This window comes from Alkalihalobacillus sp. BA299, assembly GCF_017745675.1.
In the GTDB taxonomy this organism is placed as follows: Bacteria; Bacillota; Bacilli; order Bacillales; family Bacillaceae_F; genus Alkalihalobacterium.
Genome location: NZ_JAFLJM010000023.1, coordinates 1 through 26035 on the forward strand (window position 1 = coordinate 1; position 26035 = coordinate 26035).

Sequence of the window (26035 nt, forward strand, 5' to 3'; positions counted from 1 at the left end):
TCCGCCGCTAACCTCATAAGAGCAAGCTCTTAATTGGTCCGCTCGACTTGCATGTATTAGGCACGCCGCCAGCGTTCGTCCTGAGCCAGGATCAAACTCTCCATAAAAGTGTTTGATTAAGCTCATTTGTCACCTTAGTGACAACTTCATATTAAATGAAGTTTAATTGAAGAGATATCATGTATCTCTTTATTTCGCTTGGCTTTTTGTTCAGTTTTCAAAGAACTCTTTAATCGTTGTCTTCGTTAACGACAAGAATTTAATTATATCACCTAGTCAACAATTAGTCAACAACTTTTTTAAAGCATCACATGTTGTTATTTTCATCACTTCTCGAAAGCGACAGGTAATAATATATCATATTCATTCGAACTAGGCAATAGATTTTTTAAAAATATAATTAAATAAAAATTAATGTTTCTTCAAATCGCTTTTGGCGATAAAAAGTAATATATCAGATATAAGTACATTAAGCAATACTTTTTAAAAAAATATTATCAATTATCCACCTCTACTCTATTTATCTTCTATATAATAGTAACTTAATTATTAAAAAGAATGTTACGCTTAATTTTGTTGTAATAAAAGAACTCTTTTATAGCAAAATATAAACAAGTAATAGTATGATTAGTAGCGGGGAATTAAAGATCCGTTTTACAGAATGATAATAGTTCGGTATTATTTTTAATGTTGTCATGATTTTGGTGAACAAAGAAAGGATGTAAGAAGTAATGACAAAACAACAAATCGGTGTTTTAGGTGTCGGTGTTATGGGGAAAAGCTTAGCTTTAAACTTTGAAAGTAAAGGGTATTCTGTCTCCATTTTTGATATTTCGCCTGAAACGGTAAAAAACATCACTGCTGAACATGAAGATAAAAAGATAGTTGGAACATACAGTATTGAAGAATTTGTTCAGTCGCTCGAGGTACCACGTAAGATTTTATTAATGGTTCAAGCTGGGGCAGTAACAGATAAAGCCATAGAATCGCTTTTACCTCACCTGTCGGAAAAAGATATCTTAATCGATGGTGGAAATACATATTTTGTTGATACGATACGACGTAATCAATACCTTGCCGAAAAAGGCATCCATTTTATCGGAGCTGGCGTATCCGGCGGTGAAGAAGGAGCATTAAAAGGTCCTGCAATTATGCCTGGTGGTCAAAAAGAAGCATATGATTTAGTCCAATCGATGTTAGAAGGCATATCTGCTAAAGTAGATGGTGACCCTTGTTGTACATATATTGGACCAAATGGTGCAGGTCATTACGTCAAGATGGTTCATAACGGGATTGAATATGGTGACATGCAATTAATATGTGAAGCCTATTTCTTAATGAAACAAGGCTTGAACTTAAGTAATGAAGAATTGCATGAAATCTTTGCAGAATGGAATAAGGGTGAACTCGATAGTTATTTAATTGAAATTACTGCTGATATCTTTACAAAAAAAGATCCAGAAACAGGAGAAGCAATCGTTGATTTAATTTTAGATACGGCTGGTCAAAAAGGCACAGGTAAGTGGACGAGCCAAAGTTCATTAGACCTCGGAGTTCCGTTACCAATTATCACGGAATCTGTCTTTGCTCGTTTTATATCCGCAATGAAACAAGAGCGTGTGAAAGCAAGCCAAATCCTTTCAGGTCCAACTCAGCCTAAATTTAAAGGGAATAAAAAAGAAATTATCGAGTCCATTCGTCAAGCTCTATATTTTAGTAAAATTTGTTCGTACGCTCAAGGCTTTGCACAATTAAAAGCAGCTTCACAAGAATATGATTGGAACCTTCAATATGGAAAAATTGCAATGGTATTTAGAAACGGCTGCATTATCCGTGCTGGCTTTTTACAAAATATTATGGAAGCGTATGACCGTGATCCAAATTTAGAAAACCTATTATTAGATCCATACTTCAAGGAAATCTCGGATCAGTATCAAGGAGCTTTACGTGATGTAATTTCACTCGCTGTCCAAAGTGGTATTCCAGTGCCAGCTTTATCTGGAGCCCTCTCTTATTTTGACAGCTACCGAAGCGAACGACTTCCGGCTAACTTACTACAAGCGCAACGTGACTACTTTGGTGCTCATACGTATCAACGAATTGATAAAGATGGTACCTTCCATACAAAATGGCTAGAAAAATAAATACGTCGAAATGATAAAAAGAAGCATCAGGATCATAGCATCCTAATGCTTCTTTTCATTATATCTCTTCTCTTATCCGATATATCTCCTTTACTGATACTCCATCAAGTAATAATCACGTGCTGGCGACGCATATGTGCCACTTAATTTTAAAGGTGCAGCAATATCAATTACTTTTATTATTCAAAACCTCTTTCTATAATATGAATTACATTTTTGGACCACCAGTGGTTACCATCCTGTGCTAATAAATCGTCCGCAGCTTTTGGGCCCATTGAACCAGCTTCATACGTATGTATATCAATTTCTCGACTTTGCCAAGCTTTCGAAATCGCATCGATAAACGTCCAAGATAGATCTACTTCGTCCCAGTGAGCAAAGTTTGTTGCGTCTCCTAACATACAATCGTAAATAAGACGCTCATACGCTTCTGGTGTATTACCCGCATCAACACCGTCATTGCGATAATCGAGCTGAACAGGTACACTTTCCCCTGAAATCCCCATTTTTTTACCATTTAATACGAGAGAGATTCCTTCTTCAGGCTGAACATGAATGATTAATAAGTTCGGGTGAACCTTTTCCTCATTATTCAAGTAAAGATTCATGGGCAGATCTTTAAACTGAATAATCACTTCAGTTGATTTTACATGCATTCTTTTTCCAGTACGAATATAAAAAGGAACTCCAGCCCATCTGTGACTATCAATTAACAGCTTTCCAGCCACATACGTTTCTGTGAAAGAATTCGGATCAACATTTTTTTCACTTCGGTAACCAGCGACCTCTTCCCCATCCATTTGACCAGGTCCATATTGTCCTCTAACAAAATAATCACTGACTTTTTCGTGGGTAACTGGACGTAAAGCTCGCAGCACTTTGATCTTTTCACTCCGGATCTCTTCAGGTGTTAATCGAAGCGGCGGATCCATCGCAAGTAATGAGACCATTTGTAGCATATGATTTTGTACCATATCTCGTAGAGCACCAGACTTTTCATAATATCCGCCTCGGTCTTCTACCCCTAATGTTTCACTTGATGTAATTTGAATATTTTCAATGTAACGGTTACTCCATAAATGTTCGAATATGGCATTACCAAAACGAATTACTTCTATGTTTTGAACCATTTCTTTCCCTAAGTAATGGTCAATCCGATAAATTTCATCTTCTGAAAAAGCTTCACGTATTTCACGGTTTAATTGCTTTGCAGAAGGTAGATCATGGCCAAACGGCTTTTCAATAATAAGCCTTGTCCAACCCTCTGTATTTTTTAATCCTTCTGATTTTATATTTTCTGCAATCGTCCCGAAAAATTCAGGTGCCATCGCCATATAAAATATGCGATTGCCTGGTATTTGATGCTTCGTTTCTAGCTCGCTTAACAACGTGTTTAATTCGTGGTACGAATTTTTTTCTTGAACATCAAAAGGTAAATAATAAAAATGCTCGCAAAACTTTTCAACGGATTCATTACTTTCTTTATGTATTAGCGATTGGCTCACAGTTTCTCGAATCGTCTCATTTGTCCACGCTCTTCTACCTAGCCCAACCACAGCAAACTCTTCAGATAATTGATTTGCCTTAAACAAATTATAAATAGATGGGTAAAGCTTTCTTTTCGCTAAATCACCAGTAGCTCCAAATATTACTAACGTCGTTTTCGGTTTTGTGTTCATTTATAAAAGCCTCTCTTATCATAAGAACTATTTTTCTCTTTTTTTAAAAGGAATGTACTAAATTCCTAATTAAGTTTCTTTAGTTTGTACAAACACCTAATATACAAAGCATTTATGACATACTATTTTTATTTTTCCCTTCCTTTAATTAAATTATGACGTCTAATTAGAATCAGGCCATCACTAAAGGAACTTACAATAAGCAACATTTCAATTCTAGTCGAGTGGTATACTAAAATCAATCTATTTGCTTGTTTTTTTATTTATTCAGTTGTTTTATTTATATTTGAATGCAACTAAAATAAGAAAAGCGCAAGCGCCCGTTTACCGACGTACGGACTGGACTGAGCCGTATGAGATAAAGGAAACACGATGAAGCGATAACGAATCCGATGTTGACTTATCGTAAGGAGGAGAGCGAAGTCCATTAGACGCTGGGCGCTTGCGCTAGACATCTCAAAATTTATACTTTCATAGTTCTTCAAAAAAAGAAACTCCTCACTTCCGTCAATTCGGAAAAAGGAGTCTTTACTATACTAAAGGTGCCTAACACCCTAAGTGAGAAATGCGACGAGGAGGCATACAAATGCAACGCTATTTCCCATTTCTATTAGTCCTAAGGTAACGGGCTTTACTTTTTTATTTCTTGGCATCAGCCATGTTTTTAACGAACTTACCGCTAACGCAAGTGCAATCCATGGTAGCCCCAATAAGAGTGGAATGATAACTAAACCACTATGATAGATATTTGAAAGCTTTTGAAATTGTTTATTACCGTGTTCACGAATAAAAGTTTTAATATGAAAAACACTGCCAATAAAGAAACAAAAGTTTAAAAACATAATAAGGTAGGCTTGCGTTGGTATTTCACGATGCCCAATATAAAAAGCGATAAGCACAAGAAAAGATAAACCGAAAATTGCGATTACGTCATTTAAAAACATTCGTTCTTTCTTCTGTTTGGCAAACCATAAATTCATTATAAAAAAAGGACTAATTCCTAGTAATATTACAGCGATAAAAGGAAGCTGGGTTAGGACAGGTATCGTAAAAAGGCAGCCAGTTAAAATATATATCCACAAGGCAGGCACAACTGCTTTACCTAGTTTCGGTTGTCGAACATAAGCGAGAACAGGGCCTGTTGCAAAATAAAAGCTTAATATACCGATAAAGAAAAACAAATGAATCCAATTCGTTGAACTAAATAATGCGCCTAATACATACGGAATGATTAACATCGCCCATGCTCCATGCTCACGTGGAATAAATAGCTTCATCATCCATCTCTCCTTTCTGTCTTTATAAGTGGCTGTTGTTGTAGCGTTTGTTACTTTATAAAGCATTCATTGAAAAGGCTTGAACAACTCCATTTGCCACTATAAATAAGTTTATTATCTACTGGCGCTTAACCCATACGAAAAGCTGTTCAGCAAAGCTTACATGATGAGTCTAGCGCCAGTCATAGGGGAGGAAAGGGTCTGCACTATTTAGCAGCGCCTCTCTTCAATTAGTGTAACGGATTGTAATAGAATACGATGTGAAATACATCACACACAATACATTTTTTCGTGTGTGATTTTTCGCACTGTTACTTTGATTATTGTTTGCTAAAGTATAGCTAATACGTAAGCTTGAAAGGATGGTATTTATGTTATCGGTAACGATTTCTTATCAACAAATGGCTCCAATGAACGTTACGATTGATGGTTCGATAGTAAATCATTTGACAGAGGAGCTACAGATTAAACTACATCAATTATATGAATTAAAAATAATTCATAATCGAAAAGAAAAATACTGGGTTCTTTCATTTCCAGCTGAATCGAACTTAATCGAATTAGATAGAATACACCAACTGATAGAGCAGCTTCTAGATCACTGTGAAGGTCCATCCATCAATGATTCAAGTGCGTTTATTGGCTATTTACCAGACGGGGGAAAGGCTTATATTTATGACAGGTACAAAGAATGGCGAGAATTTATTTTAAAAGCAAAGCATCGCTCAATGGAAGGACAAAAAGTAGAAGTGTTTTCAGGAATTGAAAAATTAGCAGACGGGATTTTAATCGATTACGAGCTTGAAAATGACAAACCCTTTTTATTAAAAAATGTAACGTTACTCACTCGATTCGGTGAAAAAGTATTGACCGCTAGTGACCTGTCAATTACTGCGACCGGAGAGTTTTTCTAAGTGTAAAGAGCATTATGTACTTACTTAGTATAAAATGAAAAAAGACTGACTTGGTAGAGTGATTCATAAGTGTTGGCACTCCTCTTTTTTACACAAAATAGAGTTACTACTTCTTGTAAAAATAGCAGCTCTATTTTGGGGTTAAGCTGCCTGGCACTTTCTCATTTGACACATTCTCTTAAAGTCAACCTCTCATTTTCATCAGATCGTGCATATCTCTACTGGACAGTCTCCACAATGTAAATAATCTTTTAAAAATTGCATATTTTTAATAATGATAAAACCATCCTCTATTTGAATGACATCATCTTTTTTCAAGTCATTAAGCATTCGATTCACACTTTCTCTTGATGTTCCAATAAAATTGGCTAGATCTTGATTCGTTAAGCTCACATTAATTTTTATTCCTTTTTTATGTTCAACACCATACGAATTTGAAAACCGTATTAACGTCGAGTAGATTGCTCCTGTTTTTCCACATAATAATAGGTCACGGAACTTAGCTTGGGTGGACTGGGTATGTCTCGTAAACCATTTCATAAAAGCCATAGCAATTTCACCGTTTTGGCAAAATAAATGTTCTATTTGCGTGCGTTCAAATCGGACAAGCTCTGCTTCGCCAACTACTTTTGCCGTAACACTAATTGCCATTTCATTAAATAAACCAACTTCACCGACAAGTTCATCTTTCTGCTTTAAGTGCACTGAAAACTCTTTTCCGTCTATCGTCACTTTACTTAAGCTGACTTGACCAGAAAGGACGAGATACACAAATTCCGGTTGATCTCCTTCAACAAACAGCACTGTACCTTCATGCGCTTTCATCTTTGTACCAGATTTAAGAAGTATCTGTTGGTTATTATGAGACAATTCACTAAAAAACCTTTTCATTTCTACCGCTTTTTTTTCCAAATAGCCTCACTCCAACATTTTAAAGTAAACTCATTTTATTATATGCCATATATATCTTAGTTTAACATGATAGTCTCGATTTTGAATAATGATTAACCCATTTTCTATCTCAATAATATTCTTTTTCTTTAGCTCATTTACCATACGATTTACACTTTCTCTTGAAGTACTCATAAAACGCGCGATATCCTTGTTAGTCAAATGAAGATTTATTAGGATCCCTTTTTCATGTTTTTCTCCATAAGAATTACTTAAAGGAGCCAACAGCCGTGTTGACTCCTTTATAGTTTTTCATTTATTGATATTCATATTTCCGCCATTTTAAATAAGTAATAAAAGCAATGATGGATGACAAAACTCCAACAATGGTGTAGCTATAAATCTTCTCATACTCTAGTCCTAGATATGCCATAATCGTCCATTGAAGCATAACAACATTGATCCCGACCGTAACAAAAATAATGATCCAACACATTTTTTTAGCCATGGCGAACTTTCCTTCCAACAGCATAAACAACACCATTTGCAATTTCGATTTCTATTAGAGGCAACTCTCGCTGTGGCGGTCCAGCCATCGGCTGACCACTATGCAAGTTAAAATAGCCTTTATGGCACGGACAAACTAATTCTTCTTTTTCTGGTTCATAGAAAACAGGACACATTAAGTGTGGACACGCACTATTATAAGCTAACCACTCCCCGCTTTTCGAATGAATTAATAAAGCTGGATCTTCCTCTGTTGGATACTTAAACGTGACCGAGCTTCCTTTAGGTACATCTACCACTTTAGCAATTTCCGTTTTTTCAAAATCCTCTTCTGCCATACCTAGCATTGCGCGAACCGAAAATGGAACAGTTGCAAGCCCTAAGGCGACCGACGCCCCTACTGCCGTTTTTAAAAAGGCACGGCGATTATATTTCATATCATCGTCTCGACTTAGATTATCGACAAGGTTAACCATATCATCTTTACTGTTTCTTTTATTCCGTCCGAGTTTCTTTTGATCTGTCATCTTTCTCCCTCCTTTGGCCTTGAAGTCTATTAATCCGAATACACCCCGAAAAACTCAGGTACGTATTGCCATTTATCTTGTTCAGAAGGCTTTTTCCCTTCAATTAAATTCATCTGTGTACGACGTCTGCGTAAAGCTTGCATTTCGTCAAAGTCGATAAAGCGGATCGCATCACTCGGACAAACAGATGCACACATTGGAGCGATATCGTATTGTGTCCGGTCATAACACATATCACATTTGTACATCTTATTTTCTTCAAAATCGAATTTCGGAATACCGAATGGGCAACCAAACGTACAGTTTCTACAGCCAATACATTTTTCCTCCATCGCTGAAAGGACTACACCTTCTTCAGTAATTTGAATTGCATTCGCTGGACATACACGGGCACATGCAGGGTCTTTACATTGCATGCACAACATCGGAAACGTCTGTCTACTTTCCATGAAATCGACATATTCAACATAGTTCCGCTCCTTCGCATCATGGCCTCCACATTCGCGGCAAGCCGCTTGACATGAGCGACAACCGATACACCTTTCAAATTCTAGATACATGACTTTATTCATTGCAAACACTCCTTATTATCAATTAAGCCTTTTTCATTTTCACCGAGCAAACTTTAAATTCAGGCATTCTCGAAACTGGATCTAATGCTGGATTTGTTATTTGATTAATGGCAAGCTCTTTCCCCCAATGATATGGGACAAATACTGTATCTTCACGGATAGCCTTCGTTAATCGGACATCTAATTCCATTTCTGATCGTCTTGTCGTTAATTTCACTTTGTCCCCGTTCGCTAGTCTATATTGACTTGCTAGTGCAGGATGCATTTCCGCATAAGGGGTAGGACATTGCTCCATTAAAAATTTAGTTCTTCTTGTTTGGCTTCCTGATAAAAAGTGGAAAACAACTCGGCCCGTTGTTAAATATAAAGGATATTCACTATCAGGCACTTCACCTGAGGCTCGGTAATTCACGACTGGAAGGTTTGCTTTTCCATCAGGTGTTCCGAATTTATCGATAAACATCGTTGGTGTTCCTGGGTGATCCTCTGTCGGACATGGCCAAAATACACCATCTTCTTTATCAATTCTCTCGTACGTAATTCCGTAATAATCGGCTTTCCCGCCTTTTGATGCGAGACGGAACTCATCGAAAATTTCACGCGGATTGTCATAGTTAAATAAATGACCTCTACCCATCCGCTCTGCAATCACCTTCATAATTTGCCAATCTGGTTTTGATTCCCCAATTGGATCTTTTACTTTCCGAATACGAATGACACGGCCTTCAAGGTTCGTTGTTGTCCCTTCATCTTCTGCCCATGTCGTTGCTGGAAGGACTACATCTGCAAACTCAGCCGTTTCTGACATAAAGAAGTCACTGACGACTAAAAAGTCTAATTTCTTAAAACCATTCCAAATATGTTCGAGGTTTGGTGCGGAAACCGCTGGGTTACTACACATAACATGCATTCCGCGAATGCGGCCTTCCTTAATCTCATCAAACATTTCATAGGCAGAAACTCCTTCTCTTGGCATATCTGCAGGGTCAATTCCCCAAACACTAGAAACGTACTTTACAGCTTCAGGGTCAGAAATTTTACGGTAACCTGGTAGTGCATCTGCTTTCTGACCATGCTCACGACCACCTTGCCCGTTCGCTTGCCCTGTAAATGTTGCAACGCCTGAGGCAAATTTACCGATTTGTCCTCTAAGAAGTGCCATCGACGTGTAAAGGCGGACATTGTCAACACCTTTTGATTGTTGTTCTATTCCGCGAGCAAACATAACAACAGAACGAGGTGAACGGCCATAAATGTGAGCAGCTTTCACAATTTTATCAACATCAATGCCTGTAATATTGGAAGTGAATTCCGGTGTAAAATGTTCTACCGAATTTATTAATTCTTCGTAATTGTTGCAGCGCTCATTTACATACGCTTCATCTACATAACCTTCTTTTATGAGTAGGTGCAGCATTCCACTCGCTAATGTGTCATCTGTCCCCGGTCTTAAGTCAAGATGTACATCGGCTATGCGAGCTGTCGGGGTTTCACGTGGATCCACTACGATCATTTTCGCCCCTTTATCTCTTGCTTTCCATAACCATTGAATACTCGTCGGATGACATTCTGCTGTGTTCGAGCCAGCCATGAAAAAGCAATCGGCGTGCTCCAGTTCTGGCCAAGGTAATGTTGAACCCCGGTCTGTACCTAAGGTTGCCATGAAACCACCTGCAGCTGAACTCATGCAAAAGCGTCCGTTGTAATCGACGTAGCGGGTTCCTAGTACCGCTCGTGCATATTTACCAACGAGATAACATTTTTCATTTGTCATTGATACGCCACCAAATACTCCAAGCGCATCTTTACCGTGTTCACTTTGTAACTTTTTGAAGTTTTTCTCGATAAGGTCAAGCGCTTCAGCCCAAGTTGCTTCGATAAATTGTCCATTCTTTTTGATGAGAGGCTTTGTTATTCGCTCTTCATGATCAATCGTTTGATAAGCGGTCACTCCTTTTGGACACATCTTTCCTAAAGTAACCGGCCAATCATAGCGTGGTTCTACTCCAACCACTTTATTTGTTTTTTCATCTAAACGAATATGCATGCCGCATTGCATTCCACAGTAACAACAGTGTGTTGAAATTAATTTTTCGCCTTCATGCTGTAAATTTTGTACGCCTTCTTTTACAAGATATTGTGTCATTTATTTCTCCCCCTCGTTTGTACGGTGACTAACGTCTTTTCCTTGTCTCGATCATAAAACTCATCTGCTCGTTTACGACCAAAACCTGGTATATGAATACCGTTATTTGTTTCAATCGGTCCAAATGGATTACCTGACGTATTTTCTAAGTTTAATTGACTCATGACCCGTATTCTTCTTCGGCAAGACGGACAATAGTCCGCTAAATACGTACCATCCTTTAGTTGGAGGTCAAACGCTTGTGCACCTAAGATCCCTTTTACATCATCTATTTGATCGTCACTACTATACGTCGTGCCACACTTTTTACATGGTCTTGTATCCACTTGCACCTGTTCTTGGTAGTTCATTGGAACAGCCGCTGCTAACGGACGGATCGGTAAGTGGAAAAGCTTTCCGAATGGGAAATAAACGAGAAAGATAACGACCGTTACTTGATGAATGAGTGTTAAATACTGATGCAAAAAGCCACCTAAAAATTTGTAGGAAACCGTTAAGATTAATCCTGTAACTGTTACTGCTAACAGGATATATAAAGGAAACAAGTCAAATTCAAATCGTTGGGTTACTTGTACACCTTTGTCTCTTGCACGACGGATAAACATCATAATAACACCAGTTAAAACCATTAACGCGGTAATATTTAGCCCGTTGTATACTAGTTCAGCAATGAGGCCATCAGCTGCCATCTTGATCATCGGAATTCCCATGAAAACGAGTTGATAGGTTTGCGGATCTACGAGATTAAAGTGCATCCAACCGAATGTCAGTCCGAATGTAATAGCAAAAGACCCAATACAGCCCCAGGCGACAAGCCAGTGTTGAATACCGCGATAGATCCCGCGTTTGAAGATAAATTTTTGAAAAATAATATTTTCAACTAAAGTTTTTGTAATCGCCTTAATATTTCTTTTCTGTCTTTTTCCTGTTTTTAAGTTATGAATTGTTCGTTTTATTACTTGGTGTGTTGCTGGACGAATCGCCCAAGAGCAAATTCTAATAGTCATCCCGATCGCGAAAACAAACGATGCAATAAGATAACCAAACAACATCATATCTACGTGTGTAAACTGCTTTGTTCCTACCCACATCGAGAAAATGAGTAGTAAAACGACAATAAAAGCATACATGCTTGTTTTTGAATAAAAGGATTTTTCAAACTGCGTCATCCTTGTCACTCCCCTACGTTAAATCACAATTTGTTTTGTTATAATTATTGTAGATCCTATAAATTTTTGGCACTGTGAATTTTTTCACAGGAGGACAAAAAATATCGTGACAAAATAATGACAGATTGATTTTGCGATGGGTCATACTATGGGTGAAGTGTTGTATTTGCTGGCGTTAGACAGGTGTTTAGCAGAAATGTGAACGTTGTGATATTTTTAATCGATGTCTGAACAGACATCCTTATTGGCTGATCTCGACGCTCTTTATAAAAGCCACAAAAAGCCTCATTCCACAGAATGAAGCTCTTTGACTAAACTTTGGCCTTATTTAGTAAAAGCAGCCGGAATATATTCGCAGCTTGGGTCTCTTTCTAGGTAATCGCCATACACTGCGTAGGCACGCGCTCGTGAGCCCCCGCAAATTTCCTTGTACTCACAAAGACCGCATTTGCCTTTTAATAGTGATTTATCGCGTAATTCTTTCATGACAGGGGAATGTTGATAGATATCTAGCAGATATTGCTCGCGCACATTTCCGCACTTTACAGGTAAAAAGCCACTTGGGTACACATCACCAATATGACTGATAAAAACAAACCCGTCGCCATCATTGACGCCTTTTGGAGCTCGTCCAAGCACATCTACACGTTTTTCGGTTTTTGTCTCCTCTGATTTACTTGGTAAACTACGGATCTCGCCATTTTTAGGAGCCTTTTTATTTTGCAAAAACACCCTGCGGTAATGAGGAGCTTCTGTCGCTTTTACGTGATACGGCATTTTTTCCTGGACGGTTACTAACCACTGCATCACTTCCTCATGTTGTTTCGAAGATAGCATATCTTTTTGTTGAGCTCTACCAGTGGGAATCAGGAAAAATAAACTCCAAAGGACAGCACCCATTTCCATTACTTTTTCACTAATTCGCTCTAAATCATCAATGTTATAAGTTGAAACCGTTGTATTGATTTGTATAGGGATGTTTAATTCTTTTAAATATGAAATTCCTTTCATCGTCCGGTCAAATGAACCATTTGTGCCTCTAAAATAATCATGAATCTCCGCGTTCGATCCATCTAAACTAAAGGCCCACCTTGATAGTCCGACGTCTTTTGCTTGCTCTACGGCCGCTTGCGTCACTTTCGGTGTTGCACTTGGCGTCATTGACACTGCCAACTTCTTTTCATTTATCGCATATTGGGCTAGCTTAAATAAATCAGGACGCATGAGTGGGTCCCCTCCCGTAAAAACAAACAGAGGATTATTCATCTCAGCGATTTGATCAATTAACTTCTTTCCTTCTTCAAAAGATAACTGTCTAGGATCCGCATGATATTGAGCCTCTGCCCGGCAGTGAAGACATTTTAATGCACATGCTCTCGTTACTTCCCATATGACAATGAAAGGATATTCATTATAATTACGTTGTGTCGCTAATATATTCATAGCCAGTCTACTCCTTCTACAGCAAAATGCTTACGTCTACTTAACTATAAGAGAAATGACTTCATTTGACTGTGAACTCTATCACAATGAACAAACTTCCACTAAATTTTTGCCTAGTCATCATTTATCCTTTTAATTTAAAATGATCAATTTTCTTTTGAAGTCTTTCCGACATCATCGTTAGTTCATTCGAAGCCGCTCTAACTTCTTGCATTGCTGCTGTTTGTTGGTCGGTCGAGTCTACTACAAAATTGGTATGTTCGGCATGACGCAGAGAGATATCTACAATCATTTCTGTTAAGTCGACTATTTTTCCTATTTCACCATTCATTTCTTTTAACCTTTGACTAATTTGGTCTACATCACTCGTAATCACATTAATGGTTTCAGAAATATCATGAAATGATACACCTGCTTGATTCATCACATAAATACCATCTGTCACCGCTTTGTCACCTTCTGAAGAAGTTTTTACCGCTTCTGTTGTTTCTTCTTGAATCTGAGTAATTAAGTGACTAATCTCTTTAGTTGCAGATGAGGACTGCTCTGCCAATTTTCGAACTTCATCAGCCACCACTGCAAACCCTTTTCCGTGATCTCCTGCTCTTGCTGCCTCAATCGCTGCATTTAAAGCGAGTAAATTAGTTTGATCGGCTATGGCTTTAATCATTGAAATGATTTCGTTTATTTGTTCAGATTTTTGATCAAGTCCATTCATCGTTTCTTTCATAGAAACTGAATTTTGTTTGATCATTTCCATTTGTACAATTGCACGTTTAATAACGTCATCACCGGTGTCTGCCTTTTGATTAGCAAGCTCTGAAACATTGGTCGTTCGATTTATACGATCTAATACTTTTTTCATATCATTTGAGATGTGGGTCACCACTTCCTTGATATGATTAGATTGGCTTACTTGCTGTTGTGAATCTTTTTGTATACTTTTAATTCGTTCAGAATTATGCTCGGTTGCAGTCGTTATGTGCTCTGCTTGATCAGATAATTGATCAGACGTTGCGGCTACTTGATCCGTACTTTTTGAAACATCCCCAACGATTTCTTGTAATTGATCAACCATAAAATTAAAGTCACCCGCTAGTTCTCCTATTTCATCGTTTCGTTGAAGTGTTAATCGTGGAGCCGTTAAATCCCCTTGAGCAATTTTTCTTGCATAGACGATAAATTGCGAAATTGGTTTCATCGTTTTTCCAACCATCCAAATCGTCACTATTGTTGTTATGATTAAAGGAATGATCCCGATCAAAAATCCACCTTTCACCATATCCCACGTTCTTTCATGGACAATACTCGCATCAAAATCAATCGCACTTATGGCAATCATTTCTTTACTCGGATCATGATCTTTAAAAATCGGTGCATACCCCGTGAGACGTTTCATACCACCATACTCATAAATATCAGAATAATGGGGATGCCCCATTGTTTTCATCATCTGTAATGCCTCTTCATCTAAATAGAACCTATCCCCTGGTTGAAACCCTTGTTCCTGTAAATGAACATCTGCAGCTAAAATTTTTCCTTCTAGCGAAAGGATGTACTGCGTTTCAAAAATTGCTTTATGGTCGACGGTCCAGCTAATCAGCTGTCCGATTTCATCTGCTTTCGTTAAATCCCCTTGAGCAAGCTGTTCTATTTCATTCGGATTTAATAGACCCGTCGTTATACTTGCACATCCATACAATTCAACCGCTGCTGCTTCTTTTACCTTTTCATAAATGATCCGATAGTTTGAAATCGATATAATTGTCATTGAAATAAAGATCGTAGTAAATATGATCAATCCTAGCTTTAATGTCACACCATTTTTTTTCTTCATCTACTTCTCCCCCGTAGTCTAATTACTTTTACTAGCATTGTAATCTTATTTATCATTTCGCAGTGTGAGAAAAATCACATCTTAAATATTCGAGTGATACTAAAATAAAGTTGTACCTTCTTGTACATCAAAAGTTAGGAGTGAAAAACATGATTTCTGGAAATGTAATTGCGATTACTAGTGGTAAAGGTGGAGTGGGAAAATCAACAGTAGCTGTTAATCTAGCTCTCGCTTTATCTCGCTTAAATAAACGTGTGGCTATCATGGATTTAGATATTTATGGGTTTAGCGTTCCGAAAATGTTGAATATTACGGATCGCCCGAAAACGATTAATAATAAAATTATTCCCGTCGGTTCTCATGGGTTAAGTGTAATGTCTACAGGGTTTATGGTACCGGGAAATAGTCCGATTGTTTGGAGAGGACCAATGCTCGGCAGAATGGTTGAACATTTCTTTAAGGACGTCATTTGGGGGCAGCTCGATTATGTAATTTTAGATATGCCTCCAGGAACAGGTGATGTCGCTCTGGATTTAAATCATATGCTTCCTGAATGTAAAGAAATTATCGTTACAACCCCGCATCCAACAGCTACACATGTAGCAGAACGAGCTGGAACAATGGCACAGAATACGAACCATGATATTTTAGGAGTTATTGAAAATATGGCCTATTTTGAGCCGCCGATTGAAAATGCCGAGAAATATTATCTTTTTGGTAAAGGGGGAGGCGAAGCATTGGCTAAGACATTAGAAACAAACGTTTTAGCTTCACTACCAATGGCGGTCCCGAATGAAAACGGGGAAGTCCCGATCATTTATGATGAGACTTCAAACTTATTTCCCCACTATAATGATCTAGCAAGTCAAATCGATCGATTATTCATAAAGCAAGCAGCGATAAATTAATCAATTGGGAAAGTATATAGCGTAAGCCGTTGCCAGTTAGGTAATGGCTTTTTTATATTGATCAGCGATGTCCTTTAACAGAGCCTTTCTCAAAAAAAATTGAGGCTGTCTCAAATGAGTCAGCCTCCTAGTCTATATCTAACTATGAGGAATTAACGTAAAGTTCCCAGAGCTAACTCTTATTAAGCTAGGGTTCTTTACTGATTGTCTGTAGCGTTAGTTAAGTGAGCTAAAATTTAATGTTCAACATCAAAGCTATTAGTTTTTTTCGTCATCCTTACTATTGAACACCTAAAATTTGTTTCGCGCGCGCGACGGTTTCTGGTTCTGGTGGATTGACGTCACAAAGTGGGTATTTTAACCCGAGCTGCTCCCACTTATATACCCCCATTTGATGATAGGGTAGAACCTCTACTTTTTCCACATTCGCTAGAGTTTGAATAAAAGAAGCTAGGTTTCTTAAATCCTCTTCTGCATCTGTCTTTCCAGGAACAAGCACGTGGCGGATCCAAACCGGTTGTTGTTTCCGAGATAATAGTTGTGCAAACTGAAGGATATGTGTGTTTGGAACGGTTGTTAATTGTTTGTGTTTTTCGTTATCGATTTGTTTCAGGTCTAGTAAAAATAAATCAGTATATTGTAATAACTCTTCTAAGGATTGAATAAACGATTGGCTTTTTGAAAAGCAGCCTGCAGACGTATCAATCGTTGTATGAAGACCTAATTCTTTACATCGTTTAAATAAAGCAATGAGAAAGTCTATTTGTAAAAGCGGTTCACCACCACTGACGGTTACTCCTCCGTTTGAACGCTTTAAGTACGGGATATACGTTTCAATATCACGGATTAGATCTTCTACGTCAACAGGTTCACCTTTCTTTTGTTCCCATGTATCAGGATTATGACAAAATTGACAGCGTAATAAGCAGCCTTGCATAAAAATTACATATCGAATACCGGGCCCGTCTACCATACCTGATGTCTCAACTGAATGCACGTAACCTTTCATAATAAGAAGCCCCTTTTCATCTTCTTTAAACTGGTACGACTTTTTGTTTTCCTCCGATGGAATCATGGAATGTTCGATTAATGACATCTAACTGTTGTTCTCTCGTTAATTTGATAAAGTTTACCGCATACCCAGAAACACGGATTGTTAGTTGTGGATATAATTCTGGGTGGTCCATCGCATCAAGCAGTGTCTTGCGATCAAATACGTTAATGTTTAGATGATGTCCATTTTTTTCTGAATAACCATCTAAGATTGCTGCTAAATTAGTAATTCGATCTTCTGGCTCTTTACCTAATGCTTTCGGAATGATTGAAAATGTGTTCGATATTCCGTCTAATGAATGCTTATAAGATAATTTAGCTACTGAATTCAGCGAAGCGAGTGCTCCTTTTTTATCTCGACCATGAAGCGGATTAGCTCCTGGTGCGAAGGGCTCCCCATCTTTTCTACCGTCTGGGGTGTTCCCTGTTTTCTTTCCATAAACTACATTCGAAGTAATCGTTAAGATTGACATTGTCGTTGTTGAATGACGGTACGTATCATGCTTTTTCAGTTTTTTCATAAAGCGTTTCACGATATCTTTAGCTATTTCATCGACTCGATCATCGTTATTTCCATATTGAGGATATTCCCCTTCGACCACATAGTCGACAACAATACCACTTTCATCACGAACTGTCTTTACCTTTGCATGTTTAATTGCACTTAAAGAGTCAGCAACAACCGATAATCCGGCAATACCTGTAGCCATCGTCCGGAAGATTTCTTTATCATGTAACGCCATTTCAATGCGCTCGTAATTATACTTATCGTGCATATAATGAATAACATTTAATGTGTTAATATAAAGCTCAGCTAGCCACTCCATCACATGATCAAACTTGGCCATGATTTCATCATAATTTAAGTAATCGCTTTGAACGTTTTCAAACCTCGGTGTAACTTGGATTTTCGCCTTTTCATCGATACCGCCATTGATGGCATAGAGTAATGCTTTTGCTAAGTTTGCTCTAGCACCGAAAAATTGCATTTGTTTTCCAATACGCATTGCTGATACGCAGCAAGCAATCCCGTAATCATCGCCGAACTCTACTCGCATTAAATCATCATTTTCATACTGAAGTGAACTCGTTTGGATCGACATTTTTGCACAATATCGTTTAAAGTTTTCTGGGAGCTGCGTAGACCAAAGTACCGTTAAATTCGGTTCCGGCGCTGGCCCTAAGTTTGTTAACGTATGAATGAAACGGAATGACGTTTTTGTTACTAAAGGTCTGCCGTCTAAACCGACACCGCCGATTGATTCTGTCACCCAGGTCGGATCACCGCTAAATAGATCATTGTATTCTGGTGTTCTCGCAAACTTGACGAGTCGTAGTTTCATAATAAAATGATCAACTAATTCCTGTGCCTCTTCTTCAGTTATACGGCCTTCTTTTAAGTCATTTTCAATGTAAATATCTAAGAAAGTAGAGACACGACCTAAACTCATTGCTGCTCCGTTTTGCTCTTTGATCGCTGCCAAATAGCCGAAATACAACCATTGAAACGCTTCTTTTGCGGTTGTCGCTGGACCTGAAATATCAAATCCATAGGCAGCTGCAAGTGATTTCAATTCTTTGAGTGCTTTAATTTGCTCGGCAATCTCTTCTCTTAAACGAATAATCTCTTCTGACATTCTGCGGCCCATCTCTTGAAGCGAATGCTTCTTTTCAGCGATTAGAAAATCAACACCGTATAATGCCACTCTTCTATAATCACCAATGATTCTGCCGCGACCGTAAGCATCCGGTAAACCAGTAATAATCCCTACTTTTCTTGCAAGCTTCATTTCATCGGTATATACATCAAACACACCTTGATTATGTGTTTTTCGATAGTCGCTAAAAAAGCGATCAACTTCTTGATCAATTTTATATCCATAAGCATCACAAGCGGTTGCTGCCATACGAATTCCGCCATAAGGCTGTAATGAGCGCTTGAACGGTTGATCGGTTTGGAAGCCAACAACAGTTTCTTTATTTTTATCTAAATAAGCGGGGCCATGTGAAGTGATCGTTGAAACAATGGCGGTGTCTAAGTCGTACACACCACCGTTTTCTCGTTCTTTTTTCGTTAATTCCATCACTTGTTCCCACAATTTATGTGTGTTATTTGTTGCATGTACTAAAAAAGTGTCATCACCCATGTAAGGTGTATAATTTTTTTGAATAAAATCTCTCACATCAATTTCCTGATTCCAATTTCCTTTTATAAAACTTTTCGGCTGACTCATTATTTTCAACTCCCCTGAAAGTTAACAATAGGATAAAGACGTTAATAGAATGACGTAGCAAACGATACATATTAGGTAAATTCATTCCAATTACTAATGACGTCTTCTTTAATATTTCTATATTATCTATAAATAATAGTTTAACAAGACGATAATATTGACTACTGTGATAAAAATCACAATAACGTATCGTAACAGCTGTGTTCACTAAATGGTCGTTTTTTTAAACACTTACCTTTAGCTTCATTAAAATAAATCACGCTTGACTCCAGTTCAGATAATTGAATAATTACATTTGCTCAGCAAGCTCTCTCCTTAACATGTTTGAAGCTACCGCGTCTAGCTGTTTCTCCATTAAATGCTCTGGTAAATGAACGACATCCACTTCCATTCCTAGATGAAGAAGGCCTTTTGCTGCTTCAAGCCCGAGAAGTCCACCACCGATAACGACTGCTTTTTTATATTCCTTCGCCGTTTCCATTATCGTCACACAATCTTCAATATCTCTAAATCCAACCACTCCGTAAAGCTCTGCTCCAGGTATAGGTAAAATAAATGGCTTTGGGCCAGTTGCTATTATTAGTTCATCAAATTGTAAAACTTTCCCATTGTTTGAGTATACAAGCTTTAGATGAGGGTCAATTGAAGTAATCTCTTCCCCCGTAAATAACTGGATTTGATTGGCTTTGTACCAATCTAAATCGTTCAAAATCGTGTTTTCAAAGCTCGTTTCACCTTGGAGAATGTTAGAAAGTTGAATCCTGTTGTAATTAGGGTGTGGTTCTTTTCCAAAAATCGTAATCTCATATTGATGCGAATTGATTTTTAACAGTTCTTCGATAACTCTAACTCCCGCCATCCCATTCCCAATCATAATTAATTGCTGTTTTTCATTGTTATCCCTCCACTTGCTCACTATTTCACAATCATATTTACATGCGTTACCTTTGAAGTTTTCCTATGCATCTATAATAGACTCTCAACTCATTTTAAGTTGTGATAAAAATCACATTCAACTTTTTATTTTGATTGTATCATCGGTTTTGTAAAGAACATCGATGTTAACAAAATTAAACAATTGTATTTGGGGGAATAAATCATGGCGAGAATTACAAAATGGGAGCCAGAAAATAAGATTTTTTGGGAAAAAGAAGGAAAGCGACACGCAAAAAGAAATTTATGGATATCCGTACCAACATTAATGCTAGCATTTATCGTATGGCAAATTTGGTCTGTTGTCGCCGTTCGATTAAATGATATTGGGTTTCAATTTACATCGGAGCAATTATTTACATTAGCAGCTGTTCCTGGGTTGATTGGAGCAACGTTACGCTTTGTCTATACGTTTGCAGTTGGTAAATTTGGAGGTCGAAACTGGGTTGTATTTTCAACGGCAATCTTAGCCATCCCAGCAATCGGGATTGGTATTGCGGTTCAAAATCCAGATACACCTTACTGGATTATGCTCTTGTTAGCTGCACTTTGCGGACTAGGCGGCGGTAACTTTTCATCGGCATCAGCAAATATTAGCTTCTTTTTTCCAAAAAAAGAAAAAGGAACAGCGCTTGGTATTAATGGTGGTTTAGGAAACATGGGGGTTTCCGTCGTTCAATTCGTTACTCCTTTAGTTATTACACTAGGCACGTTTGCTTTTATTGGTGGTGAAGCTCAAGTATTGCCAGACGGTTCACAAATTTGGCTACAAAATGCGGCATTTTTCTGGGTACTTCCGATTATCATTATGACGATCGTTGCCTACTTTGGGATGGATAACCTACCGACAGCCCAACAATCGGTATCAGACCAGTTTGTTATTGTTAAAAGAAAGCATACTTGGATTATGACATGGTTATACGTAGCTACGTTTGGTTCGTTTATTGGCTATGCAGCAGCATTTCCACTTTTATTAAGATCTGAATTTCCAGAGTTTGTATCCCTTGCTTTTCTTGGCGCATTTTTAGCTGCGGCTTTCCGACCAATTGGTGGATGGCTTTCGGATAAATTAGGTGGTGCTAAAGTAACAACGTATGTTCTATTTGCTATGATTGTTGGTGCACTCGAGGTAATCTACTTTGCAGGTCAACAGCATTTTATAGGGTTCTTAATTGCATTCCTTGTGTTATTTATCGCAGCAGGAATGGGATCTGGTTCAACTTTCCAAATGATCCCAATCATCTTCCCAGTAAAAGAAGCTGCACCTGTTCTAGGCTTTACCGCAGCATTTGCAGCATACGGTTCCTTCTTTATTCCTAAATTATTTGGATGGTCTGTAGCGACTACCGGTACACCTGTTACTGCTTTATACTTCTTTATCGGATTTTATGTTATCTCAATTTTACTTAACATTTATTATTATCAACGAAAAAATGCTGAAGTAAAATGCTAAAGTAAAGACAATGACTGACAAATAAAAGCCAGGTTCTCTCCATTTCACCTATGAATGGGAAGAGCCTGTTTTTTGACTTTTTGGTCGTAACGAAGCAAATTAAGGCTATTCACATGTTTGTTTCTAAATGATTTGCTATTACAAAAAGGGAGTATATTAATAAAGTAATTCCAATAGCAAAATCAAATTAATTATGAAATAATCTAAGATAGTATAATGTCTGATTTAAAGGAGATATCATATGAATTCCTATCATGCTGTAGGAGTGTTATTAGCTGGCGGGGCATCACGCCGATTCGGGGAACCAAAGGCTCTTTACAAGCTAAATGGAAAACCTTTTTACCAATACAGTATCGAGGCTTTAAAAAATACAGTAGAAGATATAATAATTATAACTCAAACTCAGCTGATCGAACCACTTCGTAAACAAACACCCTATGAAGTTCTATTAGATGATGAAAAGTATCGAGGATTAGGTCCGTTAGCCGGCATTTATACCGCAATGAAAAGAGTACATTCTGAATGGTATATCCTCCTCCCCTGCGATACACCCTTTATCAAAGAAGACGTTATAAAACAACTCCTGTCTTTCATTGAAAAATATCCTAATAAGGATGCAGTAATACCAATCATTAATGGGAAAAATCAGCCACTAATTGCTGGATATCACCGCCGGTCTTTACCGACGATTGAAAAACATCTGAGTAATAACGAATTAAAGATGGGTATGCTATTCGAAGCGGTGAATACTCTATTTTTAGATGAAAGTCAGTTCGATAACCTAGAAGCGTTCCATAATATTAATACGAAAGCAGACATGATATAGTAGACTGCCTTTATGTTGTTGTAAGTGGACAGATGATCCGTTATATTCTAATATTCCCCTGCTTTCTGACACTGGTTCCGTTATTCTCTAAGAAGCCTTAAGCAGAGAGGCTCTTTTATCATAATAACGGAACCACGGTCCATTTCCATATCGAATGATGTGTCTTTGCATAATTAGTGGAATCATGATCCGCTTGCTTCCAGATTAATTGCTTTCTTGTATTAAAGCCATTTTTCCATTACCCACCACTTACTGGCGGAATGAGAGCAATGACATCATTTTCATTGATTACCGCATCATCTTTTACATACTCTTCATTGACGGCGATGATCGTATTGTCTAACGGTGGTAAATCCGGGTACTTTTCACGTAAAACATGCTTAAATTGTTTGACGGTTAACGGTGCACTGTTAATTTCAATTTCTCTGTCACCGACCACTTCTTCTAATTGGGCAAATAATAACACTTTCATCATTACACCTCTTTAATTTCTGGCTTTCCTGCTTCATACTTTTCTGTTTCGAGTTGGTTTCCTACCCATTCTTGCCCATCTTCCCAATGTTCTTTCTTCCATATCGGGACAATCTCTTTAATTCTTTCGATCGCATAGCGGCTCGCATCATAGGAATCGGCACGATGCGGCGTCGAAACAGCAATGACGACTGCAATATCCGTAATGTCTAGGTCGCCAATTCGATGAGTTATTGCCACTTTCGCCTTTGGCCACTTTTCCTGAATTTCATCACCAATCTGAGCCAGTTTTTTTACAGCCATCGTTTCGTATGCATCATAACGAAGATACACCGTTTTTTTCTCACCTGTCATCTCTCTAACCGTACCGATAAACGTATTGATTGCGCCAGCATTACGATCTACTACTTTATTAACGATGTTTTCGATGGAAATCGGTTCTTTTATTATTTCAAAAAGCTGTTCACTCATTTTTTTCCTCCAATATATTGTTCATCAACCAATCAAAAAAAAGATCAAAGTCATTGATATAAAAATGGGGTACATTTAGTTCTAATGGAAGAATGATTTTTTCCCAAAATAGAATCACATGAATATTTTCAAGTCGGTCAAGCAGCTGTAAGTCTTCTTCTCTTCTCACAATGACAACTTTCGGAAAAGGTTCCTTTTTAAAGCCTTCAATGATGACAATATCTGTATTAAAAAACTGCTGAAATTTTAGTGCATCTGCAAGCGACCAGTTCGCTTCGTTTTCAAAATGAACTTGAAGCTTGTTTCCCGCAACTACCGTCGTACCAGCAGCACCAGCTTCACGAAACCGTGCAGAATCTTTTCCGGTATCTAAGGCAAATAATCTGTTTTTATGCCCATGATGCTTAATCACTGAAACTTTCTTTCTTTGGTCTTTTAACCTTGCTACTAATTTTTCAATTAACGTTGTTTTTCCTGAATTGCTATAGCCTGCGACTTGAATCAGTTTCATTTCTGCTCCCAAGTTGTCTTACTTCCTTCTCCATTTAAAAGCAACACTTTGACGTCCATTCCACGTTCGAAACCTCTCGTACCACCGGGTAACATAAGTAGTGCGTTTGCAAAAGCAATCGAAGAAACAACACCCGATTTATCTAATCCAACAGGCGTTACGACAAGCTTTCCTTCTTTGATCGACACCTTACTTCGTACAAAGCGTGTAAACGGGTTCGGCTTTGGAAAGTCTTTTTCGAGTATAGCCTTTTCCTTTTGTAAATGAACCTGTTCTGTTTCAACTAGGCTAAGAATAGCAGGACGCGCAAACAATTCAAAACCGACAAAGCAGGCAGATGGGTTCCCAGAAAGACCGAACAAGAATTTTCCATCCTTTACAGCTACTGTTGTCACACTTCCTGGGCGCATCGCTACTTTATTAAACAAAACTTCGGCTTGAAGCTTCTTATAAATTTCAGGTAAGTGATCATAATCTCCAACAGAAACACCGCCTGTCGTAATCAAAACATCGACTTCAGTCAGTGACCTTTCAATTTTCTCGTAGCATGAATCAAAGTCATCTGCTAATTTCCCAAAAAACTTAGTCTCAGCACCGATTTTTCTAATTTGTGCAGCGATCATATAACCATTACTATTGCGGATTTTACCTGGCTCAAGTGGCTCACCTACATCTAGCAGCTCAGATCCTGTTGCAATAATGCCGACCACAGGCTTTTTAAATACAGGCACGTTTGCATAACCGAACGTTGCTAGTAATGCTACTGTTCCTTCATTAATTTTTGTTCCTTTTGCAAGTAAGATCGCACCATTTTGAACATCTTCACCTTGCCTAGATATATTGTCACCTGATACTACTTTTCGTTTCACTTTTATGTAGGACTTTCCGTTATCTTGCATTTCTTTGACGAGTTCAAGCATAATGACGGCATCTGCTCCAATTGGGATTTGAGCACCGGTCATAATTCGAATTGCTTGATTTTTTTGCAGTGTCGATTTAGCTACCGTTCCTGCACCAATTTCTTCAATGACTTCAAGCGTGACAGGCTGATCAGATGATGTATTCTGAGTGTCCTCACTTCGAATGGCAAACCCGTCATAGGGTGACCGATCAAATGGTGGGACGTCATGATCTGCTTTTAACGGTTCCCCTAAGTATCGTCCGAGACTTTCCTCAATCGGAACATACTCAACGTCTCCATTCATTTTCACATTTTCCATAATCTTATGTACAGCTTTTGAAACAGGTATCGGGGTTCTTCTTTCTACCAATTCATTTTCCTCCCTAATCCACCATGAATTCTTTATATATGGCTGTTTTCGTAAACTTTGTTGCTTTTGGACCGTTTTTTGAAAATAAAACCTTCACGCTATACGTGAAGAGCCAAGCATCCGCTTGGCTTACGGTCCAAAAGCTAAAAGCAACAACCTTTTAGAAAAGAGCCTTATATATTTATCATATAAAAAGACTAGCAAAACTACGTTAGAATATGTATTTTATCATGTATTATTATACACTAAACGTTAAACCATTAATAATATTATGATCATACGATTAGCATAAAAAATCAGTGAGGTTTTAGCTACATCCCCACTGATTGGAAGCACTAAAATCTTGTTTTTATCTTCCAAACAATTAATTTGATTCAACAACTTCAAGCTCCGATGCTTTAGCTAAAATGACATGAAAATAATCAATTTCTTTAATTTCGCAATACCCACTATCATAAACCCAAAAGACGGTATATAGCTTATTTTGGTACCTTACTTTTGTCCCAATGTTCATTAACTCCAACTCCCCTGTGTGATAAAGTGAAACTTCAATCAGTGGGAATTTTCCTTCATCCCTCACTGAATGTTAGTTGAACCAATCGGGTTGTTACTGACGCTTAACTCCCACTTAGTCTTTTTTGTTTCCTTAAAGCCTTGAAGTGGGAGTCTTAGCGTCAGTTAAACGGGATAGATGACATTCAAGCCGAGTCCCCCTCTATCAATATATGTCTAGTTTGATTGAATAGACTTGCAAGTTTCCCAATTTTTAAAATTAAAAAATTGGAAACTTCTCATTAA

24 protein-coding genes and 1 rRNA gene are annotated in these 26035 nt (G+C 37.9%); 5 read left to right on the plus strand and 20 right to left on the minus strand.

Annotated features, from left to right (window positions below):
• Window positions 1-107, minus strand: a 16S ribosomal RNA gene (locus J0N78_RS21810); the annotation flags it as partial.
• A gap of 624 nt (window positions 108-731) precedes the next feature.
• Between J0N78_RS21810 and gndA the strand changes: the two genes are divergently transcribed.
• Entirely contained in the window at window positions 732-2144 is a 1413-nt protein-coding gene (gndA, locus tag J0N78_RS21815) for an NADP-dependent phosphogluconate dehydrogenase (protein ID WP_209125232.1), read from the plus strand.
• A 179-nt stretch (window positions 2145-2323) separates the two neighbouring features.
• On the opposite strand, the gene zwf is transcribed toward gndA, so the two are convergent.
• The gene (zwf, locus tag J0N78_RS21820) at window positions 2324-3823 is read right to left on the minus strand and encodes a glucose-6-phosphate dehydrogenase (protein WP_209125233.1); all 1500 of its coding nucleotides are present in this window, start codon (window positions 3821-3823) and stop codon (window positions 2324-2326) included.
• A gap of 554 nt (window positions 3824-4377) precedes the next feature.
• On the minus strand, window positions 4378-5100 hold the full coding sequence (locus J0N78_RS21825) for a YwiC-like family protein (RefSeq protein WP_209125234.1): 723 nt from the start codon (window positions 5098-5100) through the stop codon (window positions 4378-4380).
• Between the two features lie 371 nt (window positions 5101-5471).
• Here J0N78_RS21825 and J0N78_RS21830 point away from each other — a divergent pair, with 371 nt between their 5' ends.
• Window positions 5472-6014 carry a hypothetical protein gene (locus J0N78_RS21830; protein ID WP_209125235.1) on the plus strand — a complete coding sequence of 181 codons (543 nt, stop codon included), beginning with the start codon at window positions 5472-5474 and terminating at the stop codon, window positions 6012-6014.
• A 201-nt stretch (window positions 6015-6215) separates the two neighbouring features.
• On the opposite strand, the gene J0N78_RS21835 is transcribed toward J0N78_RS21830, so the two are convergent.
• The 9 genes from J0N78_RS21835 to J0N78_RS21875 all read right to left on the minus strand — a co-directional run bounded on the left by J0N78_RS21835 (window position 6216) and on the right by J0N78_RS21875 (window position 15106).
• Window positions 6216-6926 (minus strand): Crp/Fnr family transcriptional regulator, encoded by a 711-nt coding sequence (locus tag J0N78_RS21835; protein WP_209125236.1) that lies wholly within the window; start codon window positions 6924-6926, stop codon window positions 6216-6218.
• A 30-nt stretch (window positions 6927-6956) separates the two neighbouring features.
• Window positions 6957-7190, minus strand: coding sequence for a helix-turn-helix domain-containing protein (locus J0N78_RS26275; protein ID WP_280637267.1), 234 nt, complete (start codon window positions 7188-7190; stop codon window positions 6957-6959).
• Between the two features lie 31 nt (window positions 7191-7221).
• Complete coding sequence (locus J0N78_RS21845) at window positions 7222-7413, minus strand: hypothetical protein (protein ID WP_209125237.1); 192 nt, start codon at window positions 7411-7413, stop codon at window positions 7222-7224.
• Window positions 7406-7939 (minus strand): QcrA and Rieske domain-containing protein, encoded by a 534-nt coding sequence (locus J0N78_RS21850; protein ID WP_209125238.1) that lies wholly within the window; start codon window positions 7937-7939, stop codon window positions 7406-7408. The genes J0N78_RS21845 and J0N78_RS21850 overlap by 8 nt, the downstream gene beginning before the upstream one ends.
• Window positions 7940-7968: 29 nt before the next feature.
• Window positions 7969-8511, minus strand: a complete 543-nt coding sequence (locus J0N78_RS21855) for a 4Fe-4S dicluster domain-containing protein (RefSeq protein ID WP_209125239.1) — start codon at window positions 8509-8511, stop codon at window positions 7969-7971.
• A gap of 22 nt (window positions 8512-8533) precedes the next feature.
• A complete protein-coding gene (gene fdhF, locus J0N78_RS21860; RefSeq protein ID WP_209125240.1) occupies window positions 8534-10657 on the minus strand; it encodes a formate dehydrogenase subunit alpha in 2124 nt (707 codons plus the stop codon).
• Window positions 10654-11826, minus strand: coding sequence for an MFS transporter (locus J0N78_RS21865; protein ID WP_209125241.1), 1173 nt, complete (start codon window positions 11824-11826; stop codon window positions 10654-10656). Before J0N78_RS21865 ends, fdhF begins: the two co-directional genes overlap by 4 nt.
• A 324-nt stretch (window positions 11827-12150) precedes the next feature.
• Window positions 12151-13269 carry a TIGR04053 family radical SAM/SPASM domain-containing protein gene (locus J0N78_RS21870; protein ID WP_209125242.1) on the minus strand — a complete coding sequence of 373 codons (1119 nt, stop codon included), beginning with the start codon at window positions 13267-13269 and terminating at the stop codon, window positions 12151-12153.
• Between the two features lie 124 nt (window positions 13270-13393).
• On the minus strand, window positions 13394-15106 hold the full coding sequence (locus J0N78_RS21875; RefSeq protein ID WP_209125243.1) for a methyl-accepting chemotaxis protein: 1713 nt from the start codon (window positions 15104-15106) through the stop codon (window positions 13394-13396).
• Window positions 15107-15255: 149 nt separating this feature from the next.
• Between J0N78_RS21875 and J0N78_RS21880 the strand changes: the two genes are divergently transcribed.
• On the plus strand, window positions 15256-16014 hold the full coding sequence (locus tag J0N78_RS21880) for an Mrp/NBP35 family ATP-binding protein (RefSeq protein WP_209125244.1): 759 nt from the start codon (window positions 15256-15258) through the stop codon (window positions 16012-16014).
• A gap of 280 nt (window positions 16015-16294) precedes the next feature.
• Here J0N78_RS21880 and pflA read toward each other — a convergent pair whose 3' ends face one another.
• The 3 genes from pflA to J0N78_RS21895 all read right to left on the minus strand — a co-directional run bounded on the left by pflA (window position 16295) and on the right by J0N78_RS21895 (window position 20217).
• Window positions 16295-17026, minus strand: a complete 732-nt coding sequence (gene pflA, locus J0N78_RS21885; RefSeq protein WP_209125287.1) for a pyruvate formate-lyase-activating protein — start codon at window positions 17024-17026, stop codon at window positions 16295-16297.
• 22 nt (window positions 17027-17048) lie between these two features.
• A complete protein-coding gene (gene pflB / locus J0N78_RS21890; RefSeq protein ID WP_209125245.1) occupies window positions 17049-19301 on the minus strand; it encodes a formate C-acetyltransferase in 2253 nt (750 codons plus the stop codon).
• A gap of 289 nt (window positions 19302-19590) precedes the next feature.
• A complete protein-coding gene (locus J0N78_RS21895; protein ID WP_307794988.1) occupies window positions 19591-20217 on the minus strand; it encodes an NAD(P)/FAD-dependent oxidoreductase in 627 nt (208 codons plus the stop codon).
• Window positions 20218-20400: 183 nt separating this feature from the next.
• Here J0N78_RS21895 and J0N78_RS21900 point away from each other — a divergent pair, with 183 nt between their 5' ends.
• Together J0N78_RS21900 and J0N78_RS21905 are read left to right on the plus strand one after the other, a co-directional pair.
• Window positions 20401-21687, plus strand: a complete 1287-nt coding sequence (locus J0N78_RS21900; RefSeq protein WP_209125246.1) for an MFS transporter — start codon at window positions 20401-20403, stop codon at window positions 21685-21687.
• A gap of 241 nt (window positions 21688-21928) precedes the next feature.
• Entirely contained in the window at window positions 21929-22513 is a 585-nt protein-coding gene (locus J0N78_RS21905; RefSeq protein ID WP_209125247.1) for a molybdenum cofactor guanylyltransferase, read from the plus strand.
• Window positions 22514-22751: 238 nt separating this feature from the next.
• Here J0N78_RS21905 and moaD read toward each other — a convergent pair whose 3' ends face one another.
• The 5 genes from moaD to J0N78_RS21930 all read right to left on the minus strand — a co-directional run bounded on the left by moaD (window position 22752) and on the right by J0N78_RS21930 (window position 25751).
• On the minus strand, window positions 22752-22985 hold the full coding sequence (gene moaD / locus J0N78_RS21910; protein WP_247747486.1) for a molybdopterin converting factor subunit 1: 234 nt from the start codon (window positions 22983-22985) through the stop codon (window positions 22752-22754).
• 2 nt (window positions 22986-22987) lie between these two features.
• Window positions 22988-23455: a molybdenum cofactor biosynthesis protein MoaE gene (locus tag J0N78_RS21915; protein WP_209125249.1), complete on the minus strand. Its 468-nt coding sequence runs from the start codon at window positions 23453-23455 to the stop codon at window positions 22988-22990.
• A complete protein-coding gene (gene mobB / locus J0N78_RS21920) occupies window positions 23448-23978 on the minus strand; it encodes a molybdopterin-guanine dinucleotide biosynthesis protein B (RefSeq protein WP_209125250.1) in 531 nt (176 codons plus the stop codon). Before mobB ends, J0N78_RS21915 begins: the two co-directional genes overlap by 8 nt.
• On the minus strand, window positions 23963-25237 hold the full coding sequence (locus J0N78_RS21925; protein ID WP_209125251.1) for a molybdopterin molybdotransferase MoeA: 1275 nt from the start codon (window positions 25235-25237) through the stop codon (window positions 23963-23965). The genes mobB and J0N78_RS21925 overlap by 16 nt, the downstream gene beginning before the upstream one ends.
• A gap of 364 nt (window positions 25238-25601) precedes the next feature.
• Window positions 25602-25751 carry a hypothetical protein gene (locus tag J0N78_RS21930; protein ID WP_209125252.1) on the minus strand — a complete coding sequence of 50 codons (150 nt, stop codon included), beginning with the start codon at window positions 25749-25751 and terminating at the stop codon, window positions 25602-25604.
• Window positions 25752-26035 lie beyond the last annotated feature (284 nt).